This window comes from Candidatus Latescibacter sp. IFSED24 (genome assembly GCF_058273205.1).
Genome location: NZ_CM177850.1, coordinates 4,405,579 through 4,419,774, shown reverse-complemented (window position 1 = coordinate 4,419,774; position 14,196 = coordinate 4,405,579). Strand labels below are relative to the sequence as shown.

Below are 14,196 nucleotides of genomic sequence, written 5' to 3'. Positions count from 1 at the left end.
CCTGTGCTACACTCCGCTATATAACATCTCGCCAAGAGCGACAGGTATTCATCTCACGATTTCATGACCCGTGGCCCGTTCATATTGAGGGAGGATCGGCATGCACCGAATGTTCACACCTCCAGGCCGTTCCGTCGTCCTCGCCGCCCTGCTAATCGCCATGATCTTCATCGGTTGCGAACTCGGCGAACCGGAGTCACCACCTCCATCCCGAGATGGCTCCCTCGGGCTGCAGTTGCTCTATCCACCCGCCTCGGCCCGAACCGGACTCAAGGATTCCCCCCCGGACTCCTTCCGGATCCAGCTCTACAGCCTGGGCCCCGATAGCGCGAGCGCCTACACCTGCCGGCCCGCTCTCGACGATCCCGAGCTCCTCCCGACGGTGGCCCTACAGGTTGCCAGTGGAGAGCCTACAGTCCTCGAAATCGCGGTGGAATCCGAGTGGTCCTTCTGGCGCTTGTTCGTGTCGACCGGTTCGCTGCTCGGGCAGACAACCTTCCCGGTCCAGGTCGACGATGGCGACCGGACCGTCCGCGTCGTCATGACCGAGACGAATCCAGAGCATCAAACAGCCCTGGTCATCTACCCCGGAATCGCCGCTCAGGCCTTGTCGGAAAGGGCCGGCGAGGACACACCAAACCCACGGGTGATCTACCCGATCGGCCTGGTCAATTCCGAATTGCTCACTGGAGTGGACCTCCGGTTCGTCCTCGCCGCAGCGGACAGTGTGAGCCTTCTCATCGATCCAGGCAGCCGCATTCATCATTGGGCCGGATCCGGTTTGCCTCCTGCACTGCACTGGGACCTAGTAGAGCTCGACTTCGTGACCGGCATGCAAGCCTATCGACTCAAGTTTTGGAGCGAGGACCTGGACGGGCCCGGCTCTGGCCTGATCCCGGGCAGCGACATCGCGTTCTACCTCGTCGCTCACGGCTCCGAAGCGAGCGAGCCCTTCTGCATCCACCCCGAGAGCGCCTTCTTCATCGCCGGCCCCGACACCATGCAGCCCGTTCTACTCGGCGATGATCTTGAAGACTGCTCCTTCCCACCCCTGGCCGAGGTAACAGTAACCGAACTCGACACGGACGTGCTTGATCCCGGTGAGATCATCGCGATCAATTGGAGCGTCACCCATGGCTGGGGCGAACAGGTGACGATCGAGTTGGTCGATGTGCTCACCGGCGAAGCCTGCCGGTATATCGTGGAAGAGACAGCCAACGATGGGCATCACGGATGGGCAGTCGAAGCCTGTGATGATGCCGCGGTCGGATATCGGATCCGGGTGACAGACGTCGCGAGCGGGGCGAGTGACGAGAGCGACATGCCCTTCACCATCGGGACGTTTTGCGCCCTCGCGATCACCAGCCCCGATGGCGGGGAAGAACTGGTCATCGGTGCCCCGGAGACCATCACCTGGACCTCTTCTGGAGCCTGCGGAAACATTGTCCGCCTCGAACTGGTCAATGGCGGGATGGTCTGCCGCGTGATTACCGAGGCCACGCCCAATACCGGACTTTACACCTGGGATGCCGTCGATCAGTGTGACGGACTTGTGAGTGGTTATCGCCTCCGCATCACAGACCCCCTGACCGGGACATCCGACGAGAGCGACGGCCCATTCAGCATCGCTGCGAACTGCCGACTCCTGGTCCTGACCCCCAATGGCGGCGAGAACTGGCGCGTCCACACGAAGGAGACTATCACCTGGACGACCTTCGGTGGCTGTGGCGAGGACGTCCGCATCGAATTGCTGCATCAAGGCAGCGTTTGCCACGAGATCGTGGCGGTGACACCGAACATCGGGGAGTTTGACTGGGAGGATGTGGTGGCGTGCGGTGACGCAGTATCCGACTATCGCATCCGCGTCACCGACCTGACCACCGGAACGAGCGACGATAGCGACGAGCCGTTCGGCATCGACGCGAGCTGCAGCCTTGCGCTCACCAGCCCCAACGGGGGCGAGATCTGGGCCATCGGTTCCTCGTATCCGATCACCTGGTCCACCGCAGGGGACTGCGGGGACGATGTCCGGATCGAGCTACTCTGGTACGACACCGTATGCCTGGAACTCGCGGCCGCGACCCAGAACGACGGTGAATTCGTCTGGGACGAGATCGCACAATGCGACGGCATGGATTCGGGTTACCGGATCCGCATCACCGACCTCGAGACCGGCACGAGCGACGAGAGCGAGGGGACGTTCAGGATAGACGTAGATTGCGAGATTGTCGTCACGGGACCGGAAGATGGCGCTAACTGGTTTATAGGCTCTGACCAAACGTTGACCTGGCAACATTCTGGCGCTTGCGGGGAGTATGTCCGTATCGAACTGCTCAATCTAGGTGAGCCATGCTTCGTTATCTCCGCCGAAACGCGCAACGATGGCTCTTTCACCTGGTCAGGAGTAGTCCAATGCTCTGAGCAGACCTCAGACTACCAGATCAGGATCACCGACACCGCCAGCCTGATACACGGGACAAGCCCCGGATCATTCTCGATCATTGATCCAATCATCACGGTCAATGCAGACGGAACCGGTGATTATCCGACGATACAGGCCGCCGTCGACGCCGCGATCGACGGGATGATCATCGAACTGCTCGACGGCGAGTATCGTGGAGCGGGCAATCGAGACGTCGATTTCGGAGACCAGCTCCTCACGATTAGATCGGCGAGTAACGATCCGGAGCTGTGCATCATCAACTGCGAGGGCTCGGCTGCGAATCCACATCGTGGCTTCAAACTCACAGACCGTGAAGGTCCCGTATACCATGGGGTGCTCAGGGGGGTTTCGGTCATCAATGGATACGCGAGTGATAACGAATACGGCCTTGGAGGCGCCATTTACTGCTACTGGGCAAACCTGAGAATCGTAAATTGCATCTTCCACGACAACTATGGCGATGGAGGTGGGGCACTTGCCTGTATCAGCGGTGCCTATCCATTAATCGAGAACTGCCGATTCTCTGGCAATCGTGCCCAGCGCGGAGGTGCGATATATTGCTACCACAGTTCCGTCGCAACGATAAGAAACTGCACGATATACGGCAATGTTGCTACTATCGAAGGAGGTGGGATGTTTACCTATTCCTACTCCTTCCCACTGCTGAACAACTGCTGGTTCGAAGCGAACTCAGCACAATGGGGTGGCGGCGCTTGGCTTGGCGGGGCCCATGAGATCGTAACCGGAAGCGGCCTGATGAATTGCGTATTTGTCAGCAATGAAGCACAGGAAGGGGGCGCTGGCCTTTACTGCTATGAGGAGCTAGGTGGCATGCCTGATGGAACGTTCGCGATCTCATACTGCACCTTCGCTGCCAACTGGTGTGGACTGAGCGGCGGTGGGATCTATAGCCATATCACTGACGAAACTATCTTTGAACTAGACCATTGTACATTCTGGCTCAACTCGGCGAACGACGGGGCCTCCGGCCTGTTCTGCGGCGGAGCTACGTTGGCAATGATATCAAATTCGATCTTTGTGTTTGGTTATGGCGAGGCCATCGGTTGCGACACCGGCGCTTACATTGGAGCGGCGGAATTGAGCTGTTCGAACGTATTTGGAAATAGCGATGGTAACTGGGATGGGTGTATCGACGGTCAGTATCAGATCAATGATAATATGGCAGCGGACCCCTTGTTCTGCGACCCAGATGGACAGGACTTTCACTTACTGCCGGACTCACCATGCATCAACGATGAGTGCGGCGTGATCGGTGCATTCGGAGAGGGTTGCACGGGGGTTCGATCTTGGCAGTCTGGTGATTCGAGGCGAACAGGAGATGGGCCATCACAAGTCGCGCAAAAGCGTCTGGTTAATCGAGCTGGAAAGGTCCGTTGACCAGCATCCTGCAGTCAGGATATTGGCACCGGAGAACTCCATACCCATGTGGTCCGGTCGAGGAGTGTACTTCCGGTTTGCCTCTTGGACGTAGAACCTGAAATCGACCGTCCCAACCACAACCGTACGGCTATCAGAAACTCCCCAACCGCGGCGACGGCAAATCCACTCCCTCGCTCATGGCCATCTTCTCCTGCGCATACCGCAGATCCCCCACCAGCCGCGCGAACTCGGGCACCCCCGGCCGCATGCTCGCCGCGGCCTGGGCATGGGTCATGGCCTGCTCGTAGTCGCCCTCTTCCTGCAACGCCAGCGCCTCGTGGAACTCGGTGAGCGACGCCACCGCGCGCTGCATGGGCCCCAGCTGCTCCAGGCCCGAGCCGCCCGGCAGGACGGCCTGGCCCGTGGCGCACTCCAGGCAGGCCGACAGCGCGTCGCGCATCACCGCGGCCCAGTCGTCGATCTTGCCCGCGCGGGTCACGCCGCAGGTCTGGTCGCCGGTCTCCACGCGGGTGATGTAGAACGCGATGTTGATGTCGTCGTGCAGGCGCGTGATCGACCCCTGCAGGAACGCCTGCACCGCCTTCATCCGGCCTGCCTGGGCCAGGGTCGAGCGGTCCACCAGGTCGGCGGTGATGGCCTGCGCCGAGCTCTGGCCGTCCTGGGTCGCCAGTTCGGCCATGAGCTGGGTGCGCTCGCGGTAGGAGACGACCTGCAGCGGCGCGGGCCCCTGGCCGGGCTGCTCGCGCAGCGCCTCCTGGAGGTAGGCGGTGATGTAGTCGGCGAACGCCTTCTCGGCCGCCTGGAGGCTCAGCTCGTCGGGGGTCAGGTCGCCCACCACGAAGTCGAGCAGCGCCAGGTTCTGATAGCCGCCCCGGCGGCCAGGCAGGTAGTCGCGGTCGTGGTAGGCGGCGATGATGGGCTCGCGCCAGGTGGTGGGATAGGCGTCGAACTCCTCGGGGAGCCAGTAGCGATCGAGGGTGAGGATCTCCGTGTAGCAGGCCTTGGCTTCCTCGAAGTTCTCGGTGATGCAGTAGATCTTGCCCATCTGCTGGAGCAGCTGGACCTTGCCGCGCACGCTCATGTCCGCGCCGTGGTCGTTCCACAGCTCCTGGCAGCAGTCGAGCGACTCGCGCCACAGAGTCTGGTCGTAGAGCCGCTCGCAGGCGGTCCGCTGGTCGCCGTAGATGTCGAACTGATCGAGGCGGGTCAGCGAGGGCAGGTCCTCGATGGACTCGTCATAGCCGGCGGCCTGCTGATCGGCATCCGCGGGGCCCGGGCCGTCGGAGGTGCCGCCGCAACCCGCGAGGGTGGCCAGCAGCGCCACCGCCATCATGCGCAGCAATGTCGATTTCATGAGCGACCCTCCTGGACAGGTGTGCGGTCAATCTAGTCCCGTCGCCTCGATTCGGCACGATCGAGGCTGATGATGTCGAAATCGGGTGCGTTCTGGAAATTGTGGCGTGGCTCGACCACGAAGCTGCCCAGGTAGGCGTTCTGGTCGTGCCCCTTCCCCATGGCCAGGTAGGCGTGCTCGCCGAGGGCGAGCGGCAACCGGGCGTGGCTCCCCGTGGGCAGCAGCTGCTCTCCCGTGAGCTCGATCCCGTCGATCCAGACCCGGCCGACGCGCCAGTCCTTGTCGCCGTCGACGAAATGGAGCACCACGGTGATCTCGCGCGGAGCGGCGACGTCCAGTTGCCAGCTCGCCACGGTCGATCCGTTCTCGGCGAGCACCAGCCGGACCATGTACGCTCCGGGTGCGAGGTCGATCTGCGGCCAGGTGTAGCCGTCGAGCGCCGCCTCGACCGTGGCCAGCCGGCGCCAGGGCGCCACGCCGCCGGCGCCGGAGACCTCCACGGCCAGCGGACCGCGGACGTGGCCGTGCTGCCAGCGGAGTGCCAACGCATCGCCCTGCGCATGCTCCTGCGCGGCCAGGGGCAGCGCCTGGAGCGGGACCCGGGCCGCGGTCACGTCCAGCCGACCGCCCGAGGTCTCGTCGCAGTCCGGGCTCTCCAGGATCACCTCGTACCGGCCTGGAGCCGGCGGCGAATCGGTCCGCCACTCCAGCCGCGTGGGGGTCTTCCGGATGATGACGCCGGCCAGGTCTTGGCCCCGGCGACGGAGCAAGATCCGGCTCGTGCGGTCGAGGAACTCGCCGGAGAGGACCAGCCGGTCCGGCCAGCGGTCCTGGCGCACGCTCGCGGGCGCGAGGCCGGTGACCCAGGGACAGAGCGGGTCGACCTCGGTGACGAACTCCACGGCCAGCACGCGCGATTCGGCGGCGGTCGGCTGTCTGAAGAACCAGGCCAGGGGGACGGACAACGACAGCCGCTCGGCGGCGCGCTCATCGCTGTCCTGAACGATGTGGAACACCAGGGAGTCCGCGCCGGAGCGATGGTGCTCTAGCAGGTTGCTTACGTTCACCTGGAGTTCGTAGATGCCGGGAGAACCCTCCGCGAAGCCCTCGACCTCGCTGCGCGCCTGCCGCAGACCCGGCAGCGCGGCCCTGGTGTCGCGGTCGACGACCTTGAAGACCGTCAGGACGCTGGAGTCGTCGTAAAAATCCTGCACGGCGTTGATGGTGAGCGTCAGCATGTAGCGCGACCGATCCGTGTCGGACAGCCTGGGAAACTGCAGGGGAATCCGGAGGCCGTCCTGGCTGGATCCGCGCCAGGCCAGCACCCCCTGCAGCCGTAGGTTCTTGACGTTCCGCCGGTCGTCGCCGCGCACGCCGAACGACCAGACGTGCGGACCTTCTGCCGGGTCGAGCGTGAGCGCCGGTCCGTCAGGCGAGGGCTTGGCGCTGAAATCCATGAGGGCCAGCAGCTCGTCCGCGGAGTAGGGATATCCCGCGAGAGCCTCGACCGAATCGACATCCGCGACCACCTGGACCTCGAACCGCTCGATGCGGAACCGCTCCCAGATCCAGTAGGCCGCGACCAGCCCCACCACCACCGCCACCAGCAGCAGCGCCCGCCGGACCTGGTGGCCGAGCTTCGCCGCGGCGCTGGGCCTGGCCGGACCGTTCATGTCGTTCTGTTCGCTCAAGGTTGCTCCGCGTAGACGTAGGTGTTCTCGGCGATCTCGGCCCAGAAGACCTCCTCCGGGTCGACCCCGGGATCCTCGCCCTTGATCAGGAAGAGCGTGAAGATCTTCACGATGATCCCGCGACCCGAACCCTTGCGCGCGAGCGTCCCCGTCAGGGGAACGGACTGCCCGTCCACCGCCGTGACGGACTCGAACACCAGCTCGAACTTGCCTGGCTTGCCCGCGCGCCCGTTGTCCTCGACGGCATCGGGGACCACGGCGAAGGTCACCGGCGTCCCCGCGGTTACCATCACCACACCCGAGATGACCTTGTCCGCCGCCACCTCGGCTTTAGGCGTCTCACCCTTGGCGAGATCGCCGGCCTCGAAGGGCTCGGTGAAGCGGACCTGCAGGCTGTCGCCGGCGACCAGCGGGATCTTGACGATGCTTCCCGGCTCGGGAGCGGACTGCTGGGCCAGGGCGTCCGGCTGGTCCGTCATGGCGAGCAGCGCCAAGACTAGCAGGCAGAACACGGCCACGGTCGTGGCGCGTCGCAGGTTCATCATGTCGGCTCTCATCGGATTCACCTCTCAGGATTCGCGTCGTTGATCGGTGGCTACGAGTTCAAGGCAGATCGGGAAGGCCCTGGCCCAGCTCGGCCCAGAGGCCCGGCGCCAGGACGACCCGCAGGGTGGCCACGACGTCGCCTCCGGCCGAGGCGGGCGGCGGTGATTCCGGATCGGCGGCGAAGGCCCGCATGGCCTGCGGATTCACGGCGACACGATGCAGGCCGGCCAGCGCCGCCGCCACGTGCCCCCGGGCGGGCGGTTCGATGTACTGGTGGAACCAGATGCCGCCGTCGGACTCGAAAGCGGCCAGCAGAAGGGTATCCCGGGCGCGGAAGGGGACGGCCGTGCGCATCTGCAGCGAGACGGGCTCGAAACCGGCCCCCGCAGCGGCGGGCATCTCGGGCGTGGGCAGCTCGAAGAGCGCACGCAGCGTCGTGCCGCTAACCTTGCAGATGCGGATCGTGGGTTGCGCGGTCCGGTGGCGATCGCCGGCGTAGTCCTGGTTGCGGAGGATCTCCAGGTCGATGCGGGCGAGGCGGATCCGTTGCGGCCGGGACATCTCGAGCTTCAGCTGCCGGGCGGCGCGGGCCTCGGCCTGCAGGTCCGACCGCGCGGCCAGGGCGTCCAGATCCAGGTCCGCCATGGCGTCGACGGTCTCCTGCAGGTCGGCATACGCCGCGGGCCCCGTCTCGTCGTCGGCCGTGCGCAGCCGGGCGAGCTGGGTCTTCAGCCGGGCATACAGGCTCCGGAAGGTCGCCTGCTGGTCGGAGGCCTGCCGCTCGTTGCGGGCGAGCCAGCGGGCGCAGATCGCCTGGTACAGTCCGCCGCCGAATTCCCGCGACCGGCCCTGAACCTCGACGATCAGGGCCCGGGGAGCGGGCTCCGTCGCGGCCGCCATCTGATCCGCCAGGCGGACCATGGCGTCGGTGGCCCGCCCATCGCCGGCGGGCAGCCCGGCCTGGCCCAGGGCCGCCATGACCGGCCGGCCGGCGGCGGCGTCCGGTCCCTCGAGGGCGCGCCACGCCTCCAGCTTCCAGCGCGCCACGAGGACTCCGTAGACCTCATCCCGGCACGGCAGCGCCGGCGGCTCGGCGCAGCCCTCCGTCAATTCGGTGAGCAGCCGGGCGGCGGCATCGTCGGCGAGCGAGGCCGGGCGTTCCAGACGGGACTCCCCGGCCAGCTCGTAGAAGCGGACCACCTGGGCCAGAGTTTGCGGCAGCACGGCACCCGCCGTGACGAGGTCGACCGTGCGCGCGGTGAAGAAGCGCGCGGCATCGGCGACGGCGCCGCGACGCAGGCTGCCGGCGGTGTAGGGCATGGCGGTCGCCGCCGTGGCGACCGCGGCCTCCAGCTCGGCCTCGCGCAGGGCGACGAAGGCGTCGGCGACGGCGCTCGCCGCGCGGACCACGCGGGGCGGGTCGTCGATCCCGGCCGGCAGCGCGGCGATGGCCTCCTGCAATCGGTCCGCGGTCGCGGCCCAGGAATCGGCCTCGAGACCGGAGTCCGTGGCCATCGTCTGCAGACCCTCGGCAGCGGTCGCACAGGCCGTGGCGACCGCGGCGAGGAATTCCCCGTCCGGCAATGGGCTCGCTCCGGGCAGTCGGTCGAGCAGCACGAGCTGGGACGTGTCCACGTAGGCGGCCTGCAGGACGCCGGGATCGCCGGCGTCCAGGGCCTGCGCCAGGGCCGCCGTCCGGACCTGATCGGCGCGGACCATGGCGGCGTATTCCCGCAGCTCCGCGGCCAGGTCCGCCAGATCGCGGCGGGCGTCGCCCTCGGCCCGGCTCAGCTGGCGGTCGAGCCGCCGCGCGTCGGCGGTCACCGCCTGACGCACGCGCTGGTCCAGGGTTCGCGAGGCGGCCTGCATGGCCTCCCGCAGGTCGAGGTCGCGGACGCCCTGGGCCACGAGCTGTCCCAGGACCTGCTCGTGGCGGTCGAGCAGCGGCTCCAGGCCGTCGGCGCGCAGCGAGACCAGCTGGTCGGCCGGACCGGCCCGGTCGTCGCCGTCGACGGCGACGCCGCCACCCCGGGTGACGAACCAGCCGGCCACGCCCAGGACGACCACCAGCAGCGCGATCGGCAACCAGAGCCGGGCGCCCCGCGCCCGCGAGGACGCGGCCGCCGGCTGCCCCTGCCAGCGCGGATGATGCGCCGGCTCGGCGTTCTTGTGGCGGCGGGAGGGGGCGGCTGCAGGCTCCAGGGACGACGTCGCGCCGCCCTCGGGACCGGCTCCCGGCGGCGCCCCGGCGACGGGCAGGTCGGGACGGATCGCGCCGGGATGCGGCGGCGTGGTCTCGGGCAGACGCGTCTGCTGGATCAGGGCCAGGGCCCCGGCCCAGTCCCGGGCCTCGAGGGCGGCGAAGAGCTCACGCAGGTAGCGGTCGACCAGTGCGCCTACCGGCGGCATGGCGCCCTGCTCCAGCGCCTCCAGCGTCGCGCGCACCCGGGCGTCCCGCTGATGGAAGGCCGCCAGGCCGAAATCCTCGGGATTGCGGAAGGTGAACGTGGCGAGGCTCACGGAGGGCCGCCAGGCGACGGGCAGCAGGGTCCAGACCTGGGCGAAGATCTCCTCCAGCGCCATGCTGTCGGCGTCGACCGGGATCCGCATGGTGCCCGTCTCCAGGAGCCGGGCGAGCAGGACCTTCAGCAGCGGGTAGCGCTCGGGGAAGATGGCCTGCAGCTCGCCGGCATTGGTGACCGCGGGCGCGGGCGCGATGTCGCGCAGGGTGTCGCCCGGCGACCAGTCGGCGAGCAGATGCCCCTGCTCCAGGAAGCGGAAGGGATGATACTCCAGGCGTGCGTACTGATCGGCCGGAACCCGTACGATATGGCGCAGCACCGCGCCCAGCCGGCCCTGGGAGTCACGCCCCTTGTTGCTGATGAGCACGAGCAGGACGTGCGAGGGCGCCGCGGGAGGCCGTGCCTCGTCCCACAGGGGGATCTGCAGCAGGGCGCGCCGGAACTCGGTGCCCGGCTCGTAGACGCCCCAGCGGTGGCAGATCTCCTCGAAGCGCGCCTGAGTGGCGGCGTCGATGCCGGCCGTCCGATCCCGGGTGTGGTGGCCCGGCTTCAACCCTTCGTGCGCGAGGTTGGTATAGATCTGCTGCTGGATCGGTTCCATGGCCCCTCACGGAATAGAGTCTGGCCGGCATGGACTACTCGGGGAACGCCACGCGTAACGGATCGATGAGCTGTTCCTTGATCAGCTGCTCGAGCTCCGGGAAATGCACCTTGAGCTCGCCCGCGGTCTGCGGCGTGCAGCCGCCTTCGCGCAGGTCGAACTCCTGGTCGTGAAGCTGCAGGACGAACTTCTCCAGGCCGCCGGCCGGACAGTACACCGGCACGGCCTGGCCGGTCTGGACCACCGCGATCTTGATCCGCTGCATGGCGTGCCAGTGCACGCTGAGCGAGTGGCCCGCGATGGCCTGGCTCGGCGAGAAGGCGCGGGCCTCGGGGTCCCAGACCGTGACCGCGCACTTGTCCCGGACCTTGACCACCACCATCTCGAGCGGCACGCCGTCCTCGCGGAGGCGTTCGAGGTTGTCCAGGTAGCGCCGCCGGGCGTCTTCCCGCGCGCCGGTCAGCCAGGTGATCCCCTTGACGCGGACCTCCATGTCGGTGTCGACGAAGTGCCGCAAGTTGGGCTTGTCCTCGAGCTTGCGCGTGATGTATTTGGACATCTCCAGCTCGCGATCGGCGTGGTCGCCCGAGTCGATGTTGGACTTGAGCTCGAGCGCGTACTTCTTGAGCGCGGGGAAATCCCGGGCTTCACGGATTACCGTGTTGAGCTTGCTGCTGCGGACGCCCTTGGGCGCGTTGGGATCCGTCGCCGCGATGAACGTCCGGGTCAATTCGGCCAGCTGGACGACCTGTTCTTCCAGGACTTCGGTACCACTGGCTTCGGTCTGATCGATCTCGCCTTGTAGCGCCCGGATCTCGCCCAAGTAGGCCTGGAAGGCATCCTGGGACGGGACGGCGATGAAGATGTCGGGCTGCTTCCGCACAAGGGCGTCCCATTTCCCGAGCAACCCCTTCACGTCTTGCCTGGCAGCCAGGGTCCGCCGCACACCTTCGGCTTCCTTGACGAGATCGTCGTGGTACCGGTTCTCGTCGAAGTCGGGCAAGTTCTCCGGGATCTCCACGAACGAGGCGATGAGCGAATCGCACTCGGCCACCACTTCCGTCCCCGCGGAGACCGAGGCCGAACCGTATTCCGCGCGCAGCTCCTCCACCTCGGTGGACACCCGCAGGTTGTGGGCGGCGACCACCGTGGCCATGGTCGTCAGGACCGAGTGCTGCTGGGGGCCGCTCAGCGCGATGAACCAGGGCCGGACGTTCTCCACCTGACCGCCTTCGAAGCCCTGTAGCAGCTCGCGCAGCTCCTCGGGCGTGCGTTCCTCGGTGAACTCGTTGCGCAGGAACTGCTGGGCCTCGAAGGTGGCGTTCAGCCGGCGGGCGTCGGTCCGCACGTCCTGCGCCCTGGCGCCGGGCAGCGGGAAGAAGCTGTTGAGCGCCACGGTCCAGCGCTCGGGATAGGCGGCCAGCTCGCGGCCCATGACCTGGGCGTTCTCCCCCTGGGCGATCATGGTGCGGTAGTCCTGACGCCCCGGCAGGAGATGCAGCCCGTAGACCAGCGAGTAGACCAGCAGCACCACCAGCGCCAGCGAGAACACGCCTCGCCGCACGGCGTTGAACTTGGCGATGCGTTCGCGCTCGCGGATGGTGTCGACGACCCAGAGGAACGGCCGCTTGACCCCGATGCCGGTGGGATTCTCCGGCGGCCGGGCCAGCACCGTGCCGTCGGGCTGCTCCTCGGTGCGTACGTGTCCCACCGAGGACAGGAAGAAGACCTGGAACTCCATGCTCAGGGTCATCAGGAAGTCGAAGAAGATCGACATGGAGCCGAGCAGGTTCCGCACTTGCTCCTGGAAGACGATGTTCTGCTTGACGTGGTACTGCTCGCAGAGGCCGTCGACGAACTCGGCGAAGCTCTTGGCCTTCAGGTATTCCGCCCCGCGGCTGATGAGGACCACCTGCTTCTCGTTCTCGAAGCCCGGGATGGTGTCGGCCTTGGTGATCATCAGGCCGATGGGGATGCGCAGGCCGCGGCCGCCGGATTCGGTGACCTGGTTGATCATGGCCTGGAAGTTGAGGATCTCGCGCTCGCACTTGCGCGGGTCGGCGATCATCTCGGGCGACAGCAGGAAGAGGATGGCGTCGCAGTCGCGGAAGTAGCCGATGAGGTCGGCGCGCGACGGGCTGTCCTGCTCGAGGTCGACCAGTTCGCCCTTGTAGTCCTTGGACGAGAAGGGGAAGCTCGCCCCGCCGCGCAGCGAAGCCTTGAAGTTGAGCTCGCTCTCCTCGACCGTGCCCGACAGCCACTCCCCGCCGCGCAGCGTGTTGAGGTTGTTGAGCAGCTGCGCCCCGGTGTGCTGGTCGTCGGGTGCCAGGTTGAACTCGCGGTCGCCGCGGCACGCGTTGTAGAGCATGGTGAAGAACACGCTCTTGCCCACCGCGCTGGGCCCGTAGATCCCGATGCGCCGTTCGCCGGGCCGGCGGTCCGAGACCACCGTCTCCTTGCTCTTCCGCCCCCCCAGCAGCTTGGCGATCTTCTTGAAGATCTTGGCGAGGAACTTGATCAGGCCCACGGTCTATCCTTCCTCGGCAGCGTGCCGCTTGGCCTCGTCGAGAAGCCATTGCTGATCCTGCAGGCCTTCCTGGCGCTCCTGGCCCACCTCGTTCAGCACGGAATTGGCCTGCTCCAGATCCTTGCCGATCTCGACCCAGCGTCCATGGCTGGTGTACGACCAGCCGAAGAGGCCCAGGCCCAGGCCGACCACGATGAGCACGATCAGCAGCACCTGGACGATGTAGGCGCCCTTGCGCTTGGTGAGCTCGTAGGCCATGTACTCGCCGGCCATGCGCTGGACGATGCCCCGGAACAGGCCCGTCGCCCCGCGGCCCAGGCGCCGCCACCAGCTATCGCGGTCCTGGTATCCGTAGGTGAGGATCAGGTGGGCGAGCAACGGCGTGGATTCGCCGTACTGACCGAGCAGCTGCTGGAACGCCTGGTCCTTCTGCAGGTTCTGCTCGAGGGTGCCCATCACCTTGGTCAGCTTGTCGGCGCTGTACTTCACCTTGCGCCGCGCCAGCTGGTAGACGATGTCGCTGGCTTCCTGGTTCAGCAGTTCGGCCGCCTGGTCGTCGTCCCAGACCGGCGAGCTCTCGAGGTTCTCGAACTGCCCGAGCTGCTCGAGCAGGAACAGGCAGACGTCGAGGTTGCCGCCCATGGCCTCGGGCTTCAGGAGCAGGGGGACCAGATAGGTGTGGATGTAGCTGAGGTCGGGCAGCTGCTGCCGCCGCGACTGCTCGCACCAGCGATAGGCCTGCTCGTAGCCGCGGCCGTAGTCGGCGTGATAGCGGTGATAGATGGTCAGCGCGTGGCTGACCACCGTGCGCAGATCGGAGCGGCCGATGTCCTCGAGCGACACCGCGTTGAAGAGTGCCGAATCCAGCGCGAACGCGGCCGACCCGCTCTCGCCGCCGAGGTCGATGGCGCGGATGACGCGCTGGTAGAGGTCGCCGAAACCGGCGGCGTCGAGCGTGGTCGGATCGCTCTCGTACTCGACGATGAGCTGGTAGAGCCGGCCGATGAATTCCTGGCCCTTGGCGGCGTCGTTCACGGATGTCTCCTCGTAGCGGTTCGGCTGCCGGCCATGCCGTCAGCGGCGATCACGGTGTCCGGATCGCTCGTCCGGT

7 protein-coding genes are annotated in these 14,196 nt (G+C 66.6%); 1 reads left to right on the top strand and 6 read right to left on the bottom strand.

Features of this window, described 5'->3' with window-relative positions:
- Window positions 1-100: 100 nt before the first annotated feature.
- Window positions 101-3,841 (top strand): right-handed parallel beta-helix repeat-containing protein, encoded by a 3,741-nt coding sequence (locus IFSED24_RS17610; RefSeq protein ID WP_491332794.1) that lies wholly within the window; start codon window positions 101-103, stop codon window positions 3,839-3,841.
- A 133-nt stretch (window positions 3,842-3,974) separates the two neighbouring features.
- Here IFSED24_RS17610 and IFSED24_RS17605 read toward each other — a convergent pair whose 3' ends face one another.
- From IFSED24_RS17605 to IFSED24_RS17580, 6 genes are read right to left on the bottom strand one after another with little or no spacing between them, the layout of a single operon-like run.
- Window positions 3,975-5,198: a hypothetical protein gene (locus tag IFSED24_RS17605; RefSeq protein ID WP_491332793.1), complete on the bottom strand. Its 1,224-nt coding sequence runs from the start codon at window positions 5,196-5,198 to the stop codon at window positions 3,975-3,977.
- 32 nt (window positions 5,199-5,230) lie between these two features.
- On the bottom strand, window positions 5,231-6,889 hold the full coding sequence (locus tag IFSED24_RS17600; protein WP_491332792.1) for a hypothetical protein: 1,659 nt from the start codon (window positions 6,887-6,889) through the stop codon (window positions 5,231-5,233).
- On the bottom strand, window positions 6,886-7,434 hold the full coding sequence (locus IFSED24_RS17595; RefSeq protein ID WP_491332791.1) for a hypothetical protein: 549 nt from the start codon (window positions 7,432-7,434) through the stop codon (window positions 6,886-6,888). Before IFSED24_RS17595 ends, IFSED24_RS17600 begins: the two co-directional genes overlap by 4 nt.
- A 58-nt stretch (window positions 7,435-7,492) precedes the next feature.
- Complete coding sequence (locus tag IFSED24_RS17590; protein ID WP_491332790.1) at window positions 7,493-10,558, bottom strand: GAP1-N2 domain-containing protein; 3,066 nt, start codon at window positions 10,556-10,558, stop codon at window positions 7,493-7,495.
- A gap of 34 nt (window positions 10,559-10,592) precedes the next feature.
- Window positions 10,593-13,085, bottom strand: coding sequence for a hypothetical protein (locus tag IFSED24_RS17585; protein ID WP_491332789.1), 2,493 nt, complete (start codon window positions 13,083-13,085; stop codon window positions 10,593-10,595).
- A gap of 3 nt (window positions 13,086-13,088) precedes the next feature.
- A complete protein-coding gene (locus IFSED24_RS17580) occupies window positions 13,089-14,120 on the bottom strand; it encodes a hypothetical protein (protein ID WP_491332788.1) in 1,032 nt (343 codons plus the stop codon).
- Window positions 14,121-14,196 lie beyond the last annotated feature (76 nt).

What these genes read in the sequence shown, in the direction of transcription:
- IFSED24_RS17610 (WP_491332794.1), top strand. Translation starts at nt 101, where the DNA reads ATGCACCGAATGTTCACACCTCCAGGCCGTTCCGTCGTCCTCGCCGCC.
- IFSED24_RS17605 (WP_491332793.1), bottom strand. Translation starts at nt 5,198, where the DNA reads ATGAAATCGACATTGCTGCGCATGATGGCGGTGGCGCTGCTGGCCACC.
- IFSED24_RS17595 (WP_491332791.1), bottom strand. Translation starts at nt 7,434, where the DNA reads ATGATGAACCTGCGACGCGCCACGACCGTGGCCGTGTTCTGCCTGCTA.
- IFSED24_RS17590 (WP_491332790.1), bottom strand. Translation starts at nt 10,558, where the DNA reads ATGGAACCGATCCAGCAGCAGATCTATACCAACCTCGCGCACGAAGGG.